We start from the raw sequence: 22354 nt of genomic DNA on the forward strand, positions 1-22354 counted from the left end.
GCGGGCGACTCGTTGATCCTTATATGGGGAGGGTAAAGCGTCCATCAATCGCCTGGATCAGTCGATCACGATGCTTGTGTCAGTCACGCATGTCCGCAGGCGCACCCGGGCTTGTGTCCGCACGCGCCCGGCGCGATGACGCGATGATGACGATACGCCTGCTTTTCGCCGCCAGCACCCTCGCCCTGCTCGCCGCCGCGCCGTTGCCAAAGAAGGGCGAGCCGCCGATCACCGCGCAGACCCAGCGCTCGGGCGGCATTCTCACCGCCGAGCAGACCGCGCTGACCTTCGAAAGCGCCGACCTGGCGTTCGAAGTCCTTCCGGAAACCGAAAGCTTCAACGGCGTCGCGACCCTTGTCTTCGTGGCAAAGGCGCCGATCGCGCGCCTGCCGATCGACCTCGACCGCAACCTGCCCGTCAGCGCGATCGCGATCGACGGCACGCCGCTGCCCGCGACCGCATGGACCAACCCCGAGGGCCGGTTGATAATCACCCTGCCAAAACCGTTGGCCGCCGGCGGCCGCATCACCGCGACGATCACTTATGGCGGCACGCCGCACGTCGCGGTGAAGGCGCCGTGGGACGACGGCATGGTCTGGTCGAAGACGCCCGACGGCCGCACCTGGTTCGCGACCACCGCGGAGGGCTATGGCTGCGACCTGTTCTGGCCGTGCCTCGACTTCCCGACCGGCGAGCCTGGCGTCGTCACGCTGCACATCACCGTGCCCAAGGGCCTGAAGGCGCCATCGAACGGCGTGCTGCTGGGCGTCGACACGCTGGCGGATGGCCGGACCCGCTGGAACTGGCGCGTCAAGCACCCCAACACCTACGCGATCGCGCTGAACGTCGGGCCCTACGAAGAGATTTCGGGGACCTACAAGAGCCGCTTCGGCAACAGCATTCCGATGGCCTATTGGTACCTGCCCGGCGAAAAGACGCAGGCCGAAAAGCTGTTCGCCGAATTCGCGCCGACGCTGGACTTCTTCGAGACGATGATCGGTCCCTACCCGTTCGGCGACGAAAAGGTCGGTGTGGTCGAGACCCCGCACAAGGGCATGGAGCACCAGACCATCAACGCCTATGGCAACGAATACGCCAAGGCGCCGGAGGGGTTCGACTGGCTGTTCCAGCATGAATTCGCGCATGAATGGTTCGGCAACCAGCTGACCGCGGCGAACTGGGACGATTACTGGCTGCACGAGGGCTTCGGGACCTACATGCAGCCGCTCTATGGCCAGTGGCGAGAAGGCCGCGCGCGCTACGACGCGATGATGCAGACGCAGCGCGCCTCGATCACCAACCGCAAGCCGATCACCCAGCAGCGCGTCGCCACCGAGGAAGAGGTGTACGAGCCCGACAAGGGCGGCGCCGGGCTCGACATCTACTACAAGGCGTCGTGGATGCTCCACACCCTGCGCGGGCTGATCGGCGACCGCGCGTTCTTCGACGCGACGCGCCTTGCGGTCTATGGCCGCGCCGACCCGAAGCCGGGCAATTTCACGCCGCGGTTCGGATCGAGCAGGGAGTTCGAAGGCCTTGTCCGCCGCACGACGGGGAAGGACTATGGATGGTTCTTCGACGTCTATCTCCGCCAGGCCGCGCTGCCCGAGCTGGTCGAGCGCCGCGACGGCGGGCGGCTGTCGCTGGCATGGACCGTCCCGGGCGGTGGAGCGTTTCCCATGCCTATCGAGGTTCAGGTCGACGGCAGGACCCAGGTCGTGGCGATGACCGGCGGCAAGGGCAGCCTGTCGGTTCCGGCGGCGGCGCATGTCGTGATCGACCCCGACGCGAAGATCCTGCGACGCAGTGTCGCCATCGAGGAAACGCAGGCATGGAACGCTCGACCCAAGACCGCGAAACCCTGACGGAGGGCATGCTGGTGCCGCGGATCGCCGAGATGGCGGCGATCTTCATGGTCGGCGACGGGCTGATCGCGCTGGTCCAGCCGCGCCGCCACGTCGACCTGTGGAAGGACCGCGCGCTGGGCGCCGAGATCACCGTGCGGCCGTTCGTCGACCGTCCGGGCCGGCGTCGCCTCTACGCGCTGGCACAGATCGCCGCCGGCCTGGCGCTGGCGGCTCGCCAAAGGCCGTGACCGTCCGCCGCCTGCCGTGGTGGGCGCTCCTGCTCGCGGGCTGCGATCCGCATTCGGCGACGCCGGTAGCCGCCGGAACCGCGGGCGGCGATGCCAGCGCCGGCGCTGCGGTATTCCGCCGCTGTGCTGCCTGCCACACCATCAGCCGCAACGGCTCCGATACCGATGGCCCGAACCTGTACGGCGTGGTCGGCGCGCCCGTCGCCGAACGCCGCCCGCGCTTCGCTTATACCGCCGCGTTGCAGGCGTTCGGCGGTCGCTGGGATCGCAAGCGCCTGGATGCGTGGCTCGCCAATCCGCGCCGCGTCGTCCCCGGTACCGCGATGGCCTTCGCGGGACTGCCCGACCCGAAGGACCGCGCCGACGTCATCGCCTATCTCGCCGCCAACGGCCCCTGACGCGTCACGGCACCACCGTCGTGAACAGATAGGCCGCGAAGATCACCAGGTGGACCGCGCCCTGCAGCACCGTCGTCCGGCCGGTTCCCAGCGACAGCGTCGCCACGAACAGCGACAGCGCCAGCAGCACCAGCCCCTTCGGATCGATCCCCAGCGCGATCGGCAGGTCGAGCATTAGCGACACGATCGCCACGCTGGGGATCGTCAGCCCGATCGTCGCCAGCGCCGACCCCAGCGCGAGGTTGAGGCTGGTCTGCAACCGGTCGCGCCGCGCCGCCTTGTACGCCGCCAGGCTTTCGGGCGCGAGCACCAGCGCGGCGATCACCACGCCGACCACCGCCTGCGGCAGTCCCGCCGCCACCACCGCCGCCTCGATCGTCGGCGACAGCGTCTTCGCCAGGAGCACCACCGCGACCAGCGCGACCAGCAGCACGCCGAACGCGATATACGTCGCGCGGGTCGAGGGCGGCGCGGCGTGGTCGTCCTTGCCCTCGGTCGCAGGCAGGAAATAATCGCGGTGCCGCACCGTCTGCACCAGCACGAAGGTCGCGTAGAGGATCAGGGACACCACTGCGACGAACACCAACTGCGACGGCGCGTAGGTCGGCCCCGGCGTCGATGACGTGTAGTTGGGCAGCACCAGCGACAGCACCACCATCGCCGCGAGCACGCCCAGCGCGGCACTGGCGCCCTTCAGTGTGAAGCGCTGCTCGTGGTGACGGAGCGCGCCCGCCAGCAGGCACAGCCCGACGATGAAGTTCACGATGATCATGATCGCCGCGAACACCGTGTCGCGCGCGAGCGTCGCGGCGTCGCCGGCGTTCGACAGCATCAGCGAGACGATCAGCGACACCTCGATCACCGTCACCGCGATCGCCAGCACCAGCGTTCCGAACGGTTCGCCGACCTTGTGTGCGACGACCTCGGCATGATGCACCGCCGCCAGCACGCTGCCGATCAGGATGACCACGGCGGCGACGGTGCCGGGCGTGCCCATCTTGGCGAGCCCCAGGAGCACGGCGAGAAGCCCCAGGACCGGCGCGACCAGCGTCCAGGGCGGCAGTGCCGCGCGGTCGGGCATGGTCTCGCCGTCGGTCGGCAGGGCAGCGGTCGAAGGGGTGGCGGTGGCGATAGTTCGGCTCCTTCGTTGCGGTCACATAACGAATGCGCGAGCGCCACGATGGGTCCGTTGCCCGCCTGCCGGCGGATCGCGCAGCCAGCGATCGAACATACCAACCTCTAAGCGATCATACGATTGACGATGCGCTCACCCGGCAAGGCGTTGGCCCATCGCCAGTCTGCTGATAGGCTAGGCCCCAGGCTACGAACCAACAGGGGGAACGATGCTTTACCATAGCAGGATACTGGTCGGCACGACGGTCGGATTGATGCTGCTCGGCGGCTGCTCGGGCAAGAACGACAAGACCGGAAGCAATGCGACGACCGCAGCAGTCACGCCGGCGAAGATCACGCCGCGAACGCCAAAACCCGGCTTGTGGGCGATGACCGTCACCGCGGCGGGAATGCCGAACCCGATGACGATGCGCACCTGCATGGCCGCGACCGCGCCGGGCAGCACGTCCTTCACGCCGCCGCCGCAGCCGGGACAGACCTGCGCGAAAAGCTCGGTCGTGCCGACCGCGACCGGCTATACGATCGACACGGAATGCAGCGCCAACGGCATGACCATGGCGATCCAGGGGACGGTCTCCGGCGACTTCTCGACCAGCTTCCGCACCGATCTCGTCACCCGCATGACCGGCGCCAACATGCCGGCCGCCGCCGCAACCGGGACGAAGTCCTCGGTCGACGCCAAATATCTCGGCGCCTGTCCCGCGGACATGAAACCCGGCGAGAGCAGGCAAGGCTGACCCCGATGAGACGAGCCCACCGCGTTTGGTTCGGCTATCTGCTAACGGGTCTTGACGCCGATCTGATGGTGCTCCGGATCATACAGGACCGACCATCGGAAATACGGCGCGAACCCGAGTGACAGCCGCGTATCGGCGCCACCCGGTTCGTAAAGCAATTTGGTGGCCTGGTCGCGCCGACCGGTCGTTGCGGCGAAACCCTGTGTCACCGTCGCGCCGGTACCGACGGTGACGGTGATAGCGGTGTCGTTCGGCCAGGGGCGGAACGGCGCCGCGCGGATCACCCGCAAGCCGCTGGCCCCGGTGTCGAATATCGCACGCCCGCAGATTTTCTGCGGCCCGATCAGGCACCCCGGGGTCGTGCCGTCGCCATCGACGGCAAGGCGCGCGTAGCCGGCAAGTTCGGCATCGTCCGGATTGAGCACGATGCGCCCCACAGCGTCGGCTGTGCGTGGCAAATCGATAATCCATCGCCGTACACCGAGTTGCTCGAAGGGGTTGTCGATCGCATCTCGCTCGAGCCGAATGCCGAGGATCGCGGCAAAGCCCTGCCCCGGGATGCCGTCGCCCTGGATGCCGTAGGTCGGGAGGTCCATATGGGCGACCGGACAGTCCGGGTGCCGTGCCGTGCAGCCGACGCTGGTGATCCGCATCAGGGTGACCGGTCGCGCGATGGTACCGGCCGCGACGTTCGCGACGACCGCGCGGCCCTCGAACGCGGTGCCCGACCCATAGCTATAGGCCACTCTCGGCCCGCTATCCGCGGCCTGGTCGCCCAATCCGCGGGGCAGTACACGCAAGCCGGTTGACCCGGTGTCGATCCCCACCTCGACCGGCCGCCCGTCGATCGTCAACGTGGTTGAAAATCGCCGATCACCATTGGGAAGATCGACCAGACGGACCGGCAGTTCGGCACGCTGAGCGTGCGCCGCATTTGCCGTCAGCATCAGCGCTGCCAGGATAATTCGAGGAACCATGAAAGCCTCGCCTATGGTCGGACGCACCATCTAGGTCGTGTCGGCATTACAGCGTGCTGACGTGAGCATGACATCGACTGCACGCAACTCTCGCCGCCGCTTTGTCTTGAGCGACTTGCACTTCAGCCTCTCGGACTGGCTAGTATCGCGCGATCGAAGATTGCCTGGAGCCGGCAAACTCTGGCGCGACGTCCGCCAACCGCCCCGCCTGCTTAGCCGCGTGCCGACGATCGACAGGCCATCCGGTGAAGCACGTAACTCGCGAACGGCTTTTCGACGGCCTTGCGATCGCGCGCGACGATATCCCAGGTGAGAGTGTCGCCCGACATCCGCCAGCGGTTCACGTACGCTCGGTCGGGATATTGGTAGGTGATGTCGAACCCGCCCGTCCGGATGTCCCCGCGTCCCTCGACTGCGAAGGCGCCGCCAAAACTGTCTGCCCAATATCCGACGACGGAGCTAGGCGCTGTCCCGGTCGGCTTGCCAGCTCCCCCGAAGACGATATGCGCCGCGTATTGATCCTCCGGATCGGCAAGCGCGCTGCTAGCCGCCTCCACCGCCAGCATGGCATCCTGGACGATCGGATAGGCGTTGACGGCGACGGCGACGGCCTTGCCCATCACACTGCCTTCCCCCTGCCAGCACCCCGTGAGCGCACGGACCGACGCCGGCACAGGCGTGCCCCCCGGCTCCATACCCAAGCCAGCAGACGGCGCCGCGAGCAGCACCGCTACGATACAAAGCTTTCCGATCATGTGCCCCCCTGCCCCCGTCTAGACCGGGAAATCGACGAAGCAAGGCACGTCAGCCGATCGCCACCGGCAGTGCCGAACCTCACGGTGCTACAAGCGGACTGCCAGCTAACCATCAGTTGCAGACATCTCCGATCGGCGACTACACATCGTCATGCGCGTTCATGGAAGCTGTCACTGCGGCAATGTACAGATCGAATTGCCGAGTCCGCCCGCGTGGGTGGCAGACTGTAATTGCTCGCTCTGCCGCCGGACCGCGTGGCGTACCGCTTACTACCCGCCCGACGACGTCCGCATTTTGGGCGAAACCGTCGCCTATGTCTGGGGCGATCGCATGATCGGCATCCACCATTGTCCGGTGTGCGGCTGCGGCACCCATTGGCAGACGCTCGGCGAGGATTTCGGCAAGATCGGCATCAATGCGCGCTTGCTCGACGATTTCGATGAAAGCGCCGTCGAAGTCAGGAAATTCGACAACGCAGCGTGACGCCGACGTGCGCGTTCCACCACCAAACGACATTCCAACCGGCAATCGATCGAACGGCCTCTAGCGCCCAATGTCGGGCGTTCAGGCTGGCGCTCCGGGCTTCCGATAACGGCCATTCGTTCACGGATGTAGGAAGGGGAACGATAGCCCCTTATGTCTCGACCCACGACGGTCAAAATCTGATAGCCTCACACGTTGCTGCGTACCGCGTTTTGATCGGGTTCGACACGTTCCGCCAACAATGTCAAAGGCCACGTCAGCAAAGGTTGCGAGGCGTTCATAGGCGCCATGCTCGGTTTGACAGAGCCCCTCCATTGAGTGGCAGCGTCATAGGGCCTTGCCGAAAACGAGCCCACCTGGCAGCGCCTGCCCGCTGATATCGTCAACCAGGACATGGCCCTCCTCAACCAGTGCCCGCCATCCGGAAAACAATACATTCTGATCGGCAAACCAAAGACCCCTGCCGCCTCGCGCGTCGAACATACCCACTGCCAGTCTTTTCAGCAGCTGCGCCGATGCGATACCGTCCGGAGTCGGGCGAACCGTGAGGGCGCCTGCCTGCACCGTTTGCCACGGATGTGCGCGGAAGCCCGCGCGCTTGATCCGAAAGCCGATATCACCGCCTGTTGCAAATCCGCCTAACGGTCGCGTCAAGGCGGCGTCGATGTCGCTGACCAGGACAGGGCGATCGTACATATCCAAAATCTGCGGTAGCCTCACGAACCGCGTCATGGCGTACCAGGTCCGCCGATCGGGCCCGGCATAGACCTCCGACGAAATCGAGATCCTCGACCATAGATCGCGTGCCGCGCTTTCGATCCAAGCGAGATCGTCTGCTGCCGGATCAACGAGATGAACGTGCAAGGATGCCTCGGGGGCCCAGGTGGCGACCGACTGCAGATAGGCGGGGGCAAAGGCGCGCAGATAGATGCCGTCACAGGCGACGAACAGCACCGACGTGCCCGTCGCGCCGCGATGTTCAATACGCGCGGGTGTGATTTTCAAAGAGTCGGCCGTCCGCCAGGCCGCGAGATCGCCCGATCCGATGACGCTCCGACTACCGACCGAGCTTGGCCATAGGATATCGGCTTCGGAGCCGACGGCCTGGTACAGCGCCGCCGCTGCGTCGCGATCGCCTGTCAGATGCGCGAGACACGCGCGGTAGAGGATGCTCCAAGGCTGCGCACCGAAGCGGTCCTCGCTACGCGCACATAGATCGGCAATCCTAACCCGGTTCGGCTCGTCCGAACCCTCAGCGGAGAGAATGGCGCGGCAGAGAACATCGAAGCTCGTGCCGAGGAACGGTCGCGAACCGCGCCCGTTGGCCAATGCGGCATCGATCTGCGGACCCAAGATGTCGATGACTGGACGCACCTGATCGGCTCGCGCAAAATATCGGACCTGCTGCAACGTCAGCGTCTCGGCTTCGGTGAGAATAGAGGTCAAATCAGAACCGGTACCCGAAGAGCCAAGAACACGATCGGGAATGCACCATGATCGTTACCATGCATGACAATCACGCCAAGGTGTCAGCGCGGCAACGGAGACCGAACGGTTTTTTCGACGCAAAATACATCGAAAAAGCTTAGCGGGCGGTACGATTGTTGCAACCGGTTTTGGCGCTTGCGGTGCTACCGGTTCGTGGACACCAAGATACAATGTTCTCGAAGCCGGAGAGTTTGAATGCGGCGGAAGTCCAAGCTCGAGGCGGCAACGTCGGTCCGCCATCCGGCCGTGGCGGAAGCCCAGGCCGCGCGGGACTTGAGGTTTGCTCGACCTGCTTTGCGATACAAGGGCGATAGCGCCTGAGCGCAAATGCCCGCGGCATGACGAAAATTACAGGTTCTGTATTGCGCTGGGACCGACAGATTCCCGACACTTCCATGATCCATAATGCTATGACCGGCGCCGTAGCATGCGACGATTACTCGTGTCTCCGGACGGCGGGTATCGCGCCCCTCGCACCTGAAAGCCGCCGTTCCGCTTTCCACCAGAAAGCGCCATTCGGATGAGTGATTAACAAAGCGACCGTTGGCGGCAGGTCTCTTGCACGGCCGAAAATCAGCATCCAGCGTTTCTAGCCTTGTACCCGCAAGTTCTAGGTCCGGGATCAACTCCAGATGACGGTCAGGATGGCGCGGCGCCGTCGTTAGGTGCGGACATTATGGAGCGAACCCCTTCCTCCTCCACCACCATCCCCAAACGCAAAACGAGCGCCGATCGCTCGACGCCCGCTCGCTACTTCATCACCAAAGGATCAGGCGGCGTCGCCGGTCTTTTCCTTCTTGGTGTAGACGCGGATCGGTTCCTTGCGGCCTTCGATCACGTCCTTGTCGATCATCACTTCGTCGACGCCGTCCATTCCGGGCAGGTCGAACATCGTGTCGAGCAGGATGCTCTCGAGGATCGAGCGCAGCCCGCGGGCACCGGTCTTGCGCTCGATCGCCTTCTTGGCGACCGTCACCAGCGCGTCGTCGGTGAAGTCGAGCTCGACCGACTCCATCTCGAATAGCTTCTGGTACTGCTTAACCAGCGCGTTCTTCGGCTCGCTCAGGATCTTGACCAGCGCGGGGATGTCGAGATCCTCGAGCGTCGCGATCACCGGAAGGCGACCGACGAATTCCGGGATCAGGCCGAACTTCAGCAGATCCTCGGGCTCGACCGACTTCAGCGTCTCGCCGGTCTTACGCTCGTCCGGCCCGGCGACGAATGCGCCGAAGCCGATCGACTTGCCCTGCAGGCGGTCGCCGATGATCTTCTCGATACCGCTGAACGCGCCACCGCAGATGAACAGGATGTTGGTCGTGTCGACCTGCAGGAACTCCTGCTGCGGATGCTTCCGCCCACCCTGCGGCGGCACCGACGCGGTCGTGCCCTCCATCAGCTTGAGCAGCGCCTGCTGGACGCCCTCGCCCGACACGTCGCGGGTGATCGAAGGGTTCTCGGCTTTCCGCGAAATCTTGTCGATCTCGTCGATATAGACGATCCCGCGCTGCGCCCGCTCGACGTTATAGTCGGACGCCTGGAGCAGCTTCAGGATGATGTTCTCGACATCCTCGCCGACATAGCCCGCTTCGGTCAGCGTGGTCGCGTCAGCCATCGTGAACGGCACGTCGAGGATGCGGGCCAGCGTCTGCGCGAGCAGCGTCTTGCCGCAACCGGTCGGCCCCATCAGCAGGATGTTCGACTTCGACAGCTCGACGTCCGCACCCTTGGCGCCGTGGTTGAGGCGCTTGTAGTGGTTGTGGACCGCGACCGACAGGACGCGCTTGGCGCGCTTCTGGCCGATCACATAATCGTCGAGGACGTTGCAGATTTCCTGCGGGGTCGGCACGCCGCCGTCCTTCTTGGACACCAGCGCCGACTTCGTCTCCTCGCGGATGATGTCGTTGCACAGCTCTACGCACTCGTCGCAGATGAAGACGGTCGGACCCGCGATCAGCTTGCGCACTTCGTGCTGCGACTTGCCGCAGAACGAGCAATAGAGGGTGCTCTTCGAGTCGCCACCGCTCAGCTTCGTCATCAAAACCTTCCTCGGTGCAGGTCCACCTGCACATATGTGGGCCGGACATGGTAGCCCGGCCGTGTTCCATCCGACAATGGCCTATCCGGCCAAATCGGACGGCCTATGGCTCAACCCGCCTTACGCCGGGTTCGCCGTGTCGTCTGCAGGCGCCGGGCGCTTGTCGAATACCTCGTCAACCAGGCCGAACGCCTTGGCTTCCTCGGCTTCGAGGAAGGTGTCGCGGTCCATCTTGCGCTCGATCTCCTCGATCGGCTGGCCGGTGTACTGCGCGTACAGTTCGTTCATCCGCTTGCGGATGCGCAGGATCTCGCGCGCCTGGATCTCGATGTCGCTGGCCATGCCCTGCGCGCCTCCCGAAGGCTGGTGGATCATGATCCGCGCGTTGGTCATCGCGACTCGCATGCCCTTCTCGCCCGATGCGAGCAGGAAGCTGCCCATCGACGCGGCCTGGCCGACGCAGACGGTGCCGACGCGCGGCCGGATGTACTGCATGGTGTCGTGGATCGCCATGCCCGCCGTGACGACACCGCCCGGCGAGTTGATGTACATGAAGATGTCCTTCTTCGGGTTCTCGGACTCGAGGAAGAGCAGCTGCGCGGTGATCAGCGAGGCCATGCCGTCCTCGACGCCACCGGTCACGAAGATGATGCGCTCGCGGAGCAGGCGCGAGAAGATGTCGAACGAGCGCTCGCCGCGGTTCGACTGTTCGATGACGATGGGAACCAGGCCCGCGTTCGTCTGCTGCAGGCCGAGCCCGGCATTGGCCAGGGGCGCCGCGAAGTCGCCGGTCTCGAACGGATTATGCATGGAAATCTCTCTAATGCCCCAGTGAGCCGCCAACATCGGCGCTTGCAGTGGGGAGTTCAAGCCCCGGGCTTGCCATCTCGCCCGCTACCGATACCGCCATCCCGGCTTGGCGCGCGGTGTGCGAGATACGCCAGTCGCCGCACCTCGCGTCGCCCGCGCACCACGGTGTCGAGGATCAACCCGGTAAACACGTTGAGCGCCGCGAACAGGCCCAGGCCCGTGATCAGGATCGCGGTCGGAAAGCGCGGGACCTGATGGATTTCGATATAGGTCAGCACCAGCGGGATGCCGAGGATCAGCCCGAGCAGCGCGAACGCCCCGCCGACCGTGCCGAAGAACCACAATGGCCGCTCGATCCGGTACAGCGTCAGGATGGTGCCGAGGATGCGCCAGCCATCGCTGTAGGTGCTGAGCTTCGACGTCGATCCTTCGGGCCGCGCGTAATACGGCGTCTCGATCTCCGCGGTCGGCATCTTGAGTTCGAGCGCGTGGACGCTGATCTCGGTCTCGATCTCGAACCCGGCCGACAACGACGGGAAGCTCTTCACGAACCGCCGTGAGAACACGCGGTAGCCTGACAGGATATCGGTGAAGCTTCGCCCGAACAGCCGCGCGAGCATGCCGGTCAGCAGCGCGTTGCCGAACTGGTGCCCGCGGCGATAGGCTTCGGCGGCTTCGTGGATGCGGCTGCCGACGATCATGTCGAGCTGATCGTCGAGCAGCCGTGCGACCAGCGCCGGCGCAGAGGCGGCGTCATAGGTCGCGTCGCCGTCCGCCATCACATAGATGTCGGCATCGACGTCCGCGAACATCCGCCGCACGACCGCGCCCTTGCCCTGGATCCGCTCGCTGCGCACGACGGCACCGGCGGCGCGCGCGACGTCGATCGTGCGATCGGAACTGTTGTTGTCGTAGACGTAGATGGTCGCGCCGGGCAACGCGGCACGGAACCCCGCCACGGTCTGCGCGATCGCCGCGTCTTCGTTGTAGCAGGGCAGCAGGACTGCGATCGTCGGTTCGGTCACGCTCGGCCCCACTGCTACTCCACCCCGGCGAAGGCCGGGGCCCAATTGCGGAAGGCGTATAACGGAGTATCGCGCTCCATTACATCGGCCTTCCCAATTGGGCCCCGGCCTTCGCCGGGGTGGGTGTTTGACCGACCCGGCGAACGCCGGGCCGGTCGTCGACGCTTACGCCTCTTCGGTCTTCGCCTTCTTCGCGCGCGGCTTCTTCACCGGTACGTCGGCCGCTTCGGTACCCTCGGCGTTCTCGGCAGCAACCGGCGACGATTCCGTCACCGCGGTCTCGGCCTCGACCGGAGCAGCCTTCTTCTTCGCGGCCTTCTTCGCCGGCGCGGCCTCACCCTCTGCAGCGGCGCCCTCGGCAGGAGCAGCCTCGTCGGTCACGGCCTCGGCCTTGGCCTTCTTGCCGGCCTTCTTGGGCTTGTGGTTGTCGTGATCATGCACGTGCGTGCCGCTCGCGAAACCATCCTCGCTCTCGATCGCGGCTTCCAGCTCTTCGCGGGTCGCGTCGCGGTCGGTGATCTCGGCCTTCTCGAACAGGAAGTCGACGACCTTGTCCTCGTACAGCGGCGCGCGCAGCTGGGCGGCCGCCATCGGCTCCTGCTGGACATACTGCATGAACTGCTGGCGCTGCTCGGCGGGATACTGCTGGGCGGCCTGCGCGATCAGGCGCTGCATTTCCTGCTGCGAAACCTCGACGCCGTTGGCTTGGCCGATCTCGGACAGCAACAGCCCCAGGCGCACGCGACGCTCGGCGATCTTGCGGTAATCGTCACGCTCGCCTTCCATCTCGGCCATCGCGGCCTCCGGATCGGCCTCATGCGTGGCTTCGTGCTGCAGCTGCGACCAGATCTGCTGGAACTCGGCCTCGACCATCGACGGCGGAACCTCGAAGTCATGACCCTCGGCGAGCTGGTCGAGCAGCTTGCGCTTCATGTGGGTGCGCGTGAGCCCGTTATGCTCCTGCTCGATCTGGCCCTTGAGCAGACCGGTCAGCTGCTCGAGGCTCTCGAGACCCAGGTTCTTTGCCAGGTCCTCGTCGATCACGCTCTCGCCCGCGGTCTTCACCGACTTGACGGTGATGTCGAAGGTCGCGGGCTGGCCGGCCAGCGACTTCTCCTGGTATTCCTCGGGGAAGGTGACGTTGAGCGTGCGCTCCTCGCCGGTCTTGATCCCGACCAACTGGTCCTCGAACCCGGGGATCAGCCGACCCGCGCCCAGCTCGACGCCCATGTCGGTGCCGGTGCCGCCGTCGAAGGCGACGCCGTCGCTGGTCTTGCCGACGAAGTCGACGGTGACCAGGTCGCCCATCTTGGCTTCATAGCCCTCGGCGGCATCGTCCCACTTCTTCTGCTGGTCGGCGAACTTCTGGAGCTGCTCGGTGACCGCGTCGTCGGCGACGGGAACGGTCAGGCGCTCCAGCTTCAGGCTGTCGATCGCGGGTGCCGGGACCTGCGGCAGGACCTCCATCTCGACCTTGACGGTCGCGTCCTTGCCGACGTCATAGCCATCGACCAGCTCGACCGAGGGCTGCATCGCGGGGCGCAGCTGCTTCTCGGCGACGAGGGTCTGGACGCCTTCCTGGATCGCGGCGTTCAGCGCGTCCTGCGCCAGCGCCGGACCGTGCATCTTGCGCACCAGGTTGGCGGGCACCTTGCCGGGGCGGAAGCCGGGCATCTTCATCTGCGGCGCCAGGCGCTTCAGCTCGACATCGACCTTGGAGTCGATATCCTTTGCGGTGATGGTGAGCGTGTAGGCGCGCTTGAGGCCCTCGTTCAACGTCTCGACAGTCTGCATGTCCGGCCTTTGTCTATAAGAGCATTCGGAAAAATTCGTGTGGCGTTCCCCGCCGAGGCGACGGGTCTGGTGCGGGCGAAGGGACTCGAACCCCCACATCTTGCGATGGCAGGACCTAAACCTGCTGCGTCTACCAGTTCCGCCACGCCCGCATGGACACCGTCGTAGCGGGCGCGTCTATACCAACGATGCGGTCGGGGGCAAGCGCAGAGGCAACCGCGGCGGCGCTTGCGCGTTCAACACCCCAGAAGGAGACGCGATATGGCTACCCAGCCCCCAGCCGAAACCCCAGTCCCGGGCTCGCCCGCCGAGCCGACCGTGGCGCCCCCCGAATTCAACCCGCCGCCGCCCGACGTCGTCGTGCCCGACCCCGGCGCACCGAACGACCCGTCGCCGATCCAGCCCGAAGTCTGAAGGACCGAAATGACCGATCCGCATAAAGCCACCGATCCCGAAACCCTCCCCGAGGACCGCGACGAGGATAGCCGCAGCGACCTCGAACAGGTCGTCGCGTCGCGCTCCGACGCGGTGGAACGCGGCGATGGCGGCGAGGAACCCGCGACGTTCACCGATACCGGAATGCCCGACGGCGTCGGCGGCTCGGGCGGCGTGGTGAAGAACCAGGACTCCGACGCACAGTAACGAGGCGCCTCACCGTCATGCCAGCGAAGGCTGGCATCTCCCGGTTTGCGGCACTTCGATAACCTCACCCACTCCGTCACCCTGAACTCGTTTCAGGGTCCACCGCACCACAACCGCTATCGATAGTGGCGAGGTGGAAGCTGAAACAAGTTCAGCATGACGGAAGACGGGGTCACGAGCCCCGAAGGCTCAATCCTTCTTCACCCGAAGGCTCAATCCTTCTTCAAATGCCGCCGCCCGAGCAGTTCCGCGATCTGCACCGCATTCAACGCCGCGCCCTTGCGCAGGTTATCGCTGACACACCACAGCGAGATCCCGTTCTCCACCGTCGGATCCTCGCGCACCCGGCTGATGAACGTCGCGAACTCACCGACGCATTCGATCGGCGTGATGTACCCGCCATCCTCGCGCTTATCGATCAGCATGATCCCCGGCGCCTCGCGCAGCAGGTTCTGCGCTTCCTCGGCCGAAATTTCGTTCTCGAACTCGATGTTGATCGCTTCCGAATGGCCGACGAACACCGGAACCCGGACGCAGGTCGCGCTGATCTTGATCTTGGGGTCGAGAATCTTCTTGGTCTCGACGACCATCTTCCACTCTTCCTTGGTCGATCCGTCGTCGAGGAAGACGTCGATGTGCGGGATCACGTTGAACGCGATCTGCTTGGTGAACAGCTTGGGCTCGGCAGGATCGCCGACGAAGATGTTGCGGCTCTGCTCAAACAGCTCGTCCATGCCCTGCTTGCCCGCGCCCGACACCGACTGATAGGTCGCGACGACGACGCGCTTGATCTTGGCGGCATCGTGCAGCGGCTTCAGCGCCACCACCATCTGCGCGGTCGAGCAGTTCGGGTTGGCGATGATGTTGCGGATCTTGTAGCCGTCGATCGCGTCGGCGTTCACCTCGGGCACGATCAGCGGCACGTCGGGGTCCATCCGGTACAGCGACGAATTGTCGATCACCGTGCAGCCGGCAGCCGCGAACTTCGGCGCGTACACCGCGGTCGCGGTCGACCCGATCGCGAACAGCGCCATGTCCCAGCCCGCGGGATCGAAATTCTCGATGTTCTGGACTTTGATCTGCTTGCCGGTGTCGCCGTAGTCGACCATCTCGCCCTGGCTGCGCGACGATGCGACGCACGCGATCTCATCCGCCGGAAACTCGCGCTCCGCCAGGATATTGAGCATTTCACGCCCGACATTGCCGGTCGCGCCCGCGACCACGATCCGATAACCCATCAAACTTCTCCGATTGCACGAGCCCCGCGAGGCTTCGGCGGCGTCCTTAAACGTCTCGAACAGCGCTCGCCAGCTAACTTTATTTCGTGCCACGCAAGTTCCACCCACTCCGTCATCCTGACGAAAGTCAGGACCCAGAGCCCCAAACGCCACCGCCCGTGGCTCTGGGTCCCGGCTTTCGCCGGGATGACGAAGGGGATGGCGTTACTGCGCCGGCGAGACCGGCAGGACGGACGCGACCGGCTTGTCCTTCACGGTCCGATCCAGGAAGTTCAAGATCGTCCCCCAGACATGCTCGCTGATCCCCGGCCCCGCCACGCGGTGCGTATACCCCGGGTAGAACATCATCTCGAACGGCGTCGCGGTCGCCTGCATCCTTGCCGCGACCTTGGTCGAATTGTCGAGGAACACGTTGTCGTCCGCCATGCCGTGGATCAGCAGCAGCGGATCGACGATCCTGTTCGCCTCCTCGACCGCCGCGGACCCCGAATAGCTCGCCGGATCGACCCGCGGATCGCCCAGATAGCGTTCGGTGTAATGCGTATCGTACAGCTGCCAGTCGGTGACCGGCGCACCCGACACCGCTGCGGCATATACGCCCGGCGTCTTCTCCAGCATCTTCAGCGACATGTACCCGCCATACGACCAGCCATAGGTCGCGATCTTGCTCGGCTCGACGAACGGCAGCGTCTTCAGATAGTTCGCCCCTGCCAGCTGGTCCTCGACCTCGACCGTGCCCATCGCATGATAGATCTGGTCCTCGAACGCTTTCCCGCGGTTGTACGAACCGCGGTTGTCGATCTTGAAATAGATCCAGCCGCGATCGACCAGATATTGCGGCAACGCCCCCTGCCAGCCGCGGGTGACGATCTGGCCGGTGCCGGGCCCGCCGTAATGTTCGAAGAACACCGGGTATTTCTTGCCGGGCTCCAGCGGCGGGGTGATCATCTCGTAATACAGCGTCATGCCGTTCTTGGCCTTCAGCGTCCCGAACTTGGTCTCCTGGTGGCTGGCCAGATACGGGTAATAGGGGTGCCCCTCGACCACCGCATTCTCGTTGATCCACGACAGCCGCCTGCCGTCCTCGCCCGCCAGATAGACCTGGGTCGGCTGCTTCGGGTTCGAGCGCGAGACGATGAAGCGCGTGCCCGCATCGTCCATCGTCGCGCTGTTCCACCAGCCCGCTTCGGTCAGCCGGGTGATCGCATTGGGCTTGGCGATATCGACCGCGTAGAGATGCTGTTCGAGCACGTCGTCCTTGTTGCCCAGGAAGAACAGCCGCCCCTTGGCCTGGTCGACCCCGACCAGGTCGGTGACTACCCAGCTGCCCCTGGTCAGCTGCGTCCACTTGCCCGCGGCGAAGCGATAGAGATGGCCATAGCCGCTGCGCTCGGACCGCCAGATCAGGCTGCCGTCCTTCAGCACGCGGTAGGCGTCGGACAGATTGAGCCAGCTCTTCGTGCCCGATTTCTCGGTGAACAGGACGGTCGACTTGCCGGTCGCGGGATCGACCCGCAGCATTTCCATCAGCTTCTGGTCGCGGCTCTGGCGCTGCACCAGCAGCTGCGACCCGTCCGGCGTCCAGTCGACTCGCGCCAGATAGATGTCGGGGTTGGTGCCCAGGTCGACCTTGACCTGCCCCGACCCGTCCGCCTTCATGATGTACAGGTCGACCAGCACGTTGGGCGTGCCCGCGGCGGGGTAGCGCTGTTCATAGACCTTGGTCCCGGTCGCGCCGATCGACGCGCGCGTCGCGGTGTGGACCGGCGCTTCGTCGAACCGCTCGACCGCGACGAAGCGCTCGTCGGGCGACCACCAATAGCCGGTGTCGCGGTGCATTTCCTCCTGCGCCACGAATTCCGCCTCGCCGAAATGCACGGTACCGCCGCCGCCCTTCGATATCGCACGCGCCTCGCCGCCTCCCAGCGGCTGCACGAACACGTTCTGGTCGCGGACGAACGAGACGAAGCCGCCCTTGGGGCTGACCACCGGGTTCAGCTCGCCGCCCGGCGTGTTGGTCAGCCGCTTGGCCGCGCCGTCCAGTCCCGCGAGGTACAGGTCGCCGTCCAGCGGCACCAGGATCGACTTGCCGTCCGGCGCCCAGTCGTACGCGACGATCCCCTTCGATCCGCCGATCCGCGCGCGCTCGCGCTGCATCTTCTCGGCCTCGGTCAGTTCGGCGCCGCTGCCGACCTGCTTGGAATCGACCAGCATCCGCTCCGTCCCGGTGCTGGTGTCGCGCGCCCACAGGTCGAGCCGCTCCTTCTCGTCGGCACGCGGCCGCAGGAAGGTGAGCAGGCTGCCGTCGGGCGACAGTTTCAGCGCACGCGGCTGCGGGCCGGACAGGTCGGGGCTGCCGAACACCCGCGCCATCGTCAGGTCGCCGGGCTGCACGACTTCCGCTGGCCGGACCGGCGCAGCAGGATCCGTAGCGGGCGAAGGCGTAGCAGGCGCAGGCGTCTTCTGCACGTCGTCAGCGGCCATCGCGGCCGTCCCGACCGACGCCAGGGCAAGTCCAAGCAACCATGTACGCATCCTACCGTCTCCGTGGGGACCCGCCGGACGGACGCCGGTGGCCGGGCTGCGTTATCGCGGCGTCGCCGACATCCGTAAAGACCGGATCGTGCCGCGCATTCCCCATCTTCGCGCACCTTTACCGGGCGTTCACTACGTCTTCACCTCGTGTTTACGCCCTTGCTGTAGGTGCCAGCATGAACATTGGCATGAGGGACAGTCCCGCCTGCAACGCGACGGAACACAATGATCTCGCAACCGGCATCGAATGGCGCGCAAGGCGGCGCATGGGACCTGTTGGTCCGCCTTGCCGCGGCCGATGGCAGCGCGTCGCATCCGCATCTGCAGCGCCTGACCCAGGGTGGCCCCGCGCAGCGCAACCTGTCGGACGCGGTCCACGCGATCTGTGCGGTCCACGGCGACCATCCCGGCATGGTCGAGGAAGCGCAGAACCGCGATGCCCAGCCCGAGGCGCATCACTGGCTGGTCGCGGTTTCGCAGGGCTTTGCGGTCGAACGCTCCTATCTCGCCCAGCTGCTCGCCGCGGTCGGCCCGCTGCCCTCGACCCCGGGCCAGTCCGAGACCGCGAGCGCTTTGATCGCCGAGCGCCATACCCTCGAGATGCTCGCACGCTCCGATCGTGCCGGCTGTGCGACCGGCGCGGTCGGCGCACTGCTGCAGGACTGGACGCAGATTCGCCGCGTCCTCGATACCGCCGCGATGCGGTTCGGGGTCGACGTCTGGCGCTCCGCCCTGCCGCCCGAAACCGAGATCGCAGAGGCCATCGCCGCGTTCGGCGACACCCCCGCCCGCGAACGCGCGATCGCATTCGGCGCGCAACAGCTCTTCGCCCAGCACCGCGGCCTGTGGTCCCTGCTCGAAGCCCGCGCCAGCGCCCGCGGCGACCTCTAGAACCCCTACTCCGCGCCGTCCCTCCCTCCGTCATCCCGGGCTCGTCCCGGGATCCAGGGTAACGAGCGGTGGCGTTTGGAGCTCTGGATCCCGGGACGAGCCCGGGATGACGAACGCGAGGATCACGAACGCAGCATCACGGACGCGGGGACGACGGACATAGGCAGGGTGCTTGCGCGCCGCGCCGCGAACCCTCTATCGCTAACCGACAATCGCCACCCGGGAACCACCATGAAGCGCTTCGAAGGCACGCAAAGCTATGTCGCGACCGACGACCTCAAGGTCGCGGTCAACGCCGCGGTAACCCTGCGCCGGCCGCTGCTCGTCAAGGGCGAACCCGGCACCGGCAAGACCGTGCTCGCCTACGAGATCGCGAAAGCGGTCGGCGCAGAACTGATCGAGTGGAACGTCAAGTCCACCACCAAGGCGCAGCAGGGCCTCTACGAATACGACGTGGTCGCTCGCCTGCGCGACGGCCAGCTCGGCGACGCACGCGTGCACGACATCGGCAACTACATCCGCAAGGGCAAGCTGTGGGAGGCGTTCACGCGCCCCAAACCGCCGGTGCTGCTGATCGACGAGATCGACAAGGCCGATATCGAATTCCCCAACGACCTGTTGCAGGAACTCGATCGCATGGAATTCCATGTCTACGAGACCGGCGAGACGATCCGCGCGGTCGAACGCCCGATCGTCGTCATCACCAGCAACAACGAAAAGGAACTGCCCGACGCGTTCCTGCGGCGGTGCTTCTTCCACTACATCAAGTTCCCCGACCGCGACACGATGCAGGCAATCGTCGACGTCCATTTTCCCGGCATCCAGAAGATCCTTGTCGGCCGCGCGATGGACCTGTTCTACGATATCCGCGAGGTCCCCGGCCTGAAGAAGAAGCCGAGCACGTCCGAGCTGCTCGACTGGCTGAAGCTGCTGCTCCACGAGGACATGCCGCTCGACGTGCTGCAGAACCGCGACCCGACCAAGGCGATCCCGCCGCTGCACGGCGCGCTGCTAAAGAACGAACAGGACGTCATGCTGTTCGAACGCCTTGCGTTCATGGCCAAGCGTCAGAAGAACCAGGGATGACCACACGCCGCAGCGCCTATGGCGCGATCGGTCCCCGCGCTTACGGCGCGATCGGGCTCGCGATGCTGGTCGGCCTCGCGCTGCGGATCGCGGTGGCGCGTGGCGGGCTGTGGCTCGACGAGGCCTGGACCGCGCGGTTCGTCGCGCAGGCGGGCGATCCGATCGGCGTGCTGTGGCGGATCAACCACGACAACAACCACTTCCTCAACAGCTGGTGGATGCTGCTGGTCGGGCCGTACGCGCCGCCGATGCTGGTCCGCTCTCTGTCGATCGCGACCGGCGTCGCCTCGATCGCGGTCGCTGGCGCGGTCGGCCTGCGCCGCGGCACCGCGACCGGAATTATCGCAGCGCTATTGTTCGCAGTCTCGCCGATCTTCGTCGCCTACGGGGCAGAAGCACGCGGCTACGGACCGATGGTGCTGGTGATGCTGGTCGCGATCCTGGCGATCGATCGCTGGCTGGACGGCGAACGCGACGCGCCCGTGTGGACGCTCGCCGTGCTGACGCTGATCGGGATGCTCGCGCAATTCACCTACATCTTCGCGCTGGCGGCACTCGGCGGCTGGATCGTCGCAACGCGCGCCCGCCGGATGACGTTCGACGACGCGGTCCGCGGCGGGATGCGGACGCTGGCGCCGTCGATCGGCGCGGTCGTGCTGGTCATCGCCGTGGTCGCCGCCGCGGCCCGCGCCAGCACCACCGGGTTCCAGGCGGGCGGCTATCCGGGCTTCACCATGCCCGGCTTCTCCGCCGCCCTCTCGGACGCCGTCGTCTATACGCTAGGCCTGTCGGTCGGCGCGCCGTTCGCGACCATCGCAGCCGCAGCAGTCGCGGTCGCCGCGACGATCCTCCTCGCACCGGGCGCCATGCCCCGCCGCTTCCTCTACGTGTTCGCGCTGCTAGCCTTCCCCGCGATGCTCGGGCTGGCGCTCAGCCGCATCGGCAATGCCGGGTTCGCACGCTATTACCTGGTCGCGTGCACCGCGCTGCTGCTGCTGGCTGCCGATGTCGCCGGAGCCGCGATCGCACGCCGCGGGTCGCAGCGCGTGGTCGCAATCGCCTTCATCGCGATCATCGCAGCGGCGAGCCTGTCCCGCGACTACGGCCTCGCGCAGTCGCTTCGCGGCGACCCTGCGCGCGCCGTAACCCTGATGCGCGCCGCCGCCCCGGCAGGCACCAGCGTCGGCGTCGACACCATCCGGCCGACAGCGGTGCTCGACGCAGCCGCACGGACCGCAGGCTACCCGCTCGACATTCGCCAGCACTGTCCCGCCGCCGCGTTCCTGTTCGTCGACCTCGAGGATCGGATCGCTGCGCCCGCGGCACTCGATCGCTGCCGCCAGCATTACGCAAGGATCGCGGTCGGCCGCTACCTGGCGATGTCAGGTTTCGACTGGGCGCTCTACACGCGCATACCACCGCAAAGCGGAAGTCCTGCTGTCCATTAACTAAAATCCGCAACCTCGCAGTCATCGTCCCGACCTTAGCGTTTCGGGCATGAAGCGACTCGCCCGACTCCTTCCGCTGTTCGCCCTTGCTGCTGTTCCCGCGACCGCACCCGCTGCCTCGTTGCTCAGCTATGTCGGCCAGTGCGTCCCGTTCGCGCGCGCGGCGTCCGGCATCCAGCTCTACGGCAACGCCTGGACCTGGTGGGACCAAGCCGACGGCAAGTACGAGCGCGCACACAAGCCCCGCGTCGGCGCCGTCATCGTCTTCGCCAAGACGCCGCGCCTGCCGATGGGCCATGTCGCGGTGATCAGCCGGATCGTCGAAAAGCGCGTCGTAATGCTCACCCACGCCAACTGGTCGCGCCAGAACGGCGAACGCGGTCATGCCGAACAGGACGTGACGCTGTTCGACGTCTCGCGCCGCAACGACTGGAGCGACGTCAAGGTCTGGTACAAGGACGTCGACGGCCTCGGCGGCGGGGTCTACCCGGTCTACGGCTTCATCTACGGCGACGCGCGCACCGCACCCGAACTGACCGGCCGCCATCCCGACGACGTCGGCGCCCTGATCGACGCGTACGTCCCGATCAGCGGCGGACCGATCACGCGCTAACCGGCTTAGCTGTTACCCTCCTGGCCGTCATCCTGACGAAAGTCAGGACCCAGAGTAACACGCGCTACGGTCCGTAACCCTGGGTCCTGACTTTCGTCAGGATGACGGAAGAAAGTGGAGATAACGGAGGGCGGACGGAAACGCGGGGGTGTCGTCGGCGGCCCGCTTC

The 22354-nt window shown here is 65.8% G+C and carries 21 protein-coding genes and 1 tRNA gene; 11 read left to right on the plus strand and 11 right to left on the minus strand.

Translation table 11 applies throughout. The annotated features are described in order from the left end of the window. Positions 1-143: 143 nt before the first annotated feature. The 3 genes from SJY20_RS13110 to SJY20_RS13120 are packed head-to-tail and all read left to right on the plus strand — an operon-like array spanning position 144 to position 2493. The gene (locus SJY20_RS13110) at positions 144-1865 is read left to right on the plus strand and encodes a M1 family metallopeptidase (protein ID WP_380788699.1); all 1722 of its coding nucleotides are present in this window, start codon (positions 144-146) and stop codon (positions 1863-1865) included. Then, positions 1832-2095: a hypothetical protein gene (locus SJY20_RS13115; protein ID WP_380787361.1), complete on the plus strand. Its 264-nt coding sequence runs from the start codon at positions 1832-1834 to the stop codon at positions 2093-2095. Before SJY20_RS13110 ends, SJY20_RS13115 begins: the two co-directional genes overlap by 34 nt. After that, positions 2092-2493: a c-type cytochrome gene (locus tag SJY20_RS13120; RefSeq protein WP_380787362.1), complete on the plus strand. Its 402-nt coding sequence runs from the start codon at positions 2092-2094 to the stop codon at positions 2491-2493. Before SJY20_RS13115 ends, SJY20_RS13120 begins: the two co-directional genes overlap by 4 nt. A 4-nt stretch (positions 2494-2497) precedes the next feature. On the opposite strand, the gene SJY20_RS13125 is transcribed toward SJY20_RS13120, so the two are convergent. Then, positions 2498-3574 (minus strand): calcium:proton antiporter, encoded by a 1077-nt coding sequence (locus SJY20_RS13125; protein WP_380787363.1) that lies wholly within the window; start codon positions 3572-3574, stop codon positions 2498-2500. 262 nt (positions 3575-3836) lie between these two features. Here SJY20_RS13125 and SJY20_RS13130 point away from each other — a divergent pair, with 262 nt between their 5' ends. Further along, complete coding sequence (locus tag SJY20_RS13130; RefSeq protein ID WP_380787364.1) at positions 3837-4364, plus strand: DUF3617 domain-containing protein; 528 nt, start codon at positions 3837-3839, stop codon at positions 4362-4364. A gap of 41 nt (positions 4365-4405) precedes the next feature. Here SJY20_RS13130 and SJY20_RS13135 read toward each other — a convergent pair whose 3' ends face one another. Together SJY20_RS13135 and SJY20_RS13140 are read right to left on the minus strand one after the other, a co-directional pair. Then, positions 4406-5341: a hypothetical protein gene (locus SJY20_RS13135; protein WP_380787365.1), complete on the minus strand. Its 936-nt coding sequence runs from the start codon at positions 5339-5341 to the stop codon at positions 4406-4408. A gap of 212 nt (positions 5342-5553) precedes the next feature. Beyond that, on the minus strand, positions 5554-5961 hold the full coding sequence (locus SJY20_RS13140; protein ID WP_380787366.1) for a hypothetical protein: 408 nt from the start codon (positions 5959-5961) through the stop codon (positions 5554-5556). 286 nt (positions 5962-6247) lie between these two features. Between SJY20_RS13140 and SJY20_RS13145 the strand changes: the two genes are divergently transcribed. Continuing rightward, on the plus strand, positions 6248-6580 hold the full coding sequence (locus tag SJY20_RS13145) for a GFA family protein (protein WP_380787367.1): 333 nt from the start codon (positions 6248-6250) through the stop codon (positions 6578-6580). Between the two features lie 327 nt (positions 6581-6907). On the opposite strand, the gene SJY20_RS13150 is transcribed toward SJY20_RS13145, so the two are convergent. The 6 genes from SJY20_RS13150 to SJY20_RS13175 all read right to left on the minus strand — a co-directional run bounded on the left by SJY20_RS13150 (position 6908) and on the right by SJY20_RS13175 (position 13884). Continuing rightward, entirely contained in the window at positions 6908-8026 is a 1119-nt protein-coding gene (locus SJY20_RS13150) for a hypothetical protein (protein WP_380787368.1), read from the minus strand. A gap of 811 nt (positions 8027-8837) precedes the next feature. Then, positions 8838-10103 (minus strand): ATP-dependent Clp protease ATP-binding subunit ClpX, encoded by a 1266-nt coding sequence (gene clpX, locus SJY20_RS13155; RefSeq protein WP_380787369.1) that lies wholly within the window; start codon positions 10101-10103, stop codon positions 8838-8840. A gap of 120 nt (positions 10104-10223) precedes the next feature. Beyond that, entirely contained in the window at positions 10224-10913 is a 690-nt protein-coding gene (locus SJY20_RS13160) for an ATP-dependent Clp protease proteolytic subunit (RefSeq protein WP_380787370.1), read from the minus strand. Between the two features lie 56 nt (positions 10914-10969). After that, a complete protein-coding gene (locus tag SJY20_RS13165; protein ID WP_380787371.1) occupies positions 10970-11938 on the minus strand; it encodes a glycosyltransferase family 2 protein in 969 nt (322 codons plus the stop codon). Positions 11939-12103: 165 nt separating this feature from the next. After that, on the minus strand, positions 12104-13732 hold the full coding sequence (gene tig, locus SJY20_RS13170; RefSeq protein ID WP_380787372.1) for a trigger factor: 1629 nt from the start codon (positions 13730-13732) through the stop codon (positions 12104-12106). Between the two features lie 67 nt (positions 13733-13799). Next, positions 13800-13884, minus strand: a tRNA-Leu gene (locus SJY20_RS13175). 109 nt (positions 13885-13993) lie between these two features. Between SJY20_RS13175 and SJY20_RS13180 the strand changes: the two genes are divergently transcribed. Then, positions 13994-14146 (plus strand): hypothetical protein, encoded by a 153-nt coding sequence (locus SJY20_RS13180; protein WP_380787373.1) that lies wholly within the window; start codon positions 13994-13996, stop codon positions 14144-14146. Positions 14147-14155: 9 nt separating this feature from the next. Beyond that, on the plus strand, positions 14156-14374 hold the full coding sequence (locus SJY20_RS13185; RefSeq protein WP_380787374.1) for a hypothetical protein: 219 nt from the start codon (positions 14156-14158) through the stop codon (positions 14372-14374). Between the two features lie 212 nt (positions 14375-14586). Here the strand turns inward: SJY20_RS13185 and SJY20_RS13190 are convergent, their stop codons facing one another. Beyond that, on the minus strand, positions 14587-15612 hold the full coding sequence (locus SJY20_RS13190; RefSeq protein WP_380787375.1) for an aspartate-semialdehyde dehydrogenase: 1026 nt from the start codon (positions 15610-15612) through the stop codon (positions 14587-14589). A gap of 204 nt (positions 15613-15816) precedes the next feature. Then, on the minus strand, positions 15817-18096 hold the full coding sequence (locus SJY20_RS13195) for a DPP IV N-terminal domain-containing protein (protein ID WP_380787376.1): 2280 nt from the start codon (positions 18094-18096) through the stop codon (positions 15817-15819). A 276-nt stretch (positions 18097-18372) separates the two neighbouring features. On the opposite strand from SJY20_RS13195, the gene SJY20_RS13200 reads away from it, so the two are divergent. The 4 genes from SJY20_RS13200 (at position 18373) to SJY20_RS13215 (ending at position 22185) form a co-directional block, all read left to right on the plus strand. Beyond that, positions 18373-19038, plus strand: a complete 666-nt coding sequence (locus tag SJY20_RS13200; RefSeq protein WP_380787377.1) for a DUF6975 family protein — start codon at positions 18373-18375, stop codon at positions 19036-19038. Between the two features lie 231 nt (positions 19039-19269). Further along, positions 19270-20124, plus strand: coding sequence for an AAA family ATPase (locus SJY20_RS13205; RefSeq protein ID WP_380787378.1), 855 nt, complete (start codon positions 19270-19272; stop codon positions 20122-20124). Beyond that, positions 20121-21572: a hypothetical protein gene (locus tag SJY20_RS13210; protein WP_380787379.1), complete on the plus strand. Its 1452-nt coding sequence runs from the start codon at positions 20121-20123 to the stop codon at positions 21570-21572. The genes SJY20_RS13205 and SJY20_RS13210 overlap by 4 nt, the downstream gene beginning before the upstream one ends. 49 nt (positions 21573-21621) lie before the next feature. Beyond that, the gene (locus SJY20_RS13215) at positions 21622-22185 is read left to right on the plus strand and encodes a CHAP domain-containing protein (protein WP_380787380.1); all 564 of its coding nucleotides are present in this window, start codon (positions 21622-21624) and stop codon (positions 22183-22185) included. Positions 22186-22354 lie beyond the last annotated feature (169 nt).

Origin of the sequence: Sphingomonas sp. R86521 (genome assembly GCF_042466235.1) — a bacterium.
Classification (GTDB): domain Bacteria; phylum Pseudomonadota; class Alphaproteobacteria; order Sphingomonadales; family Sphingomonadaceae; genus Sphingomonas.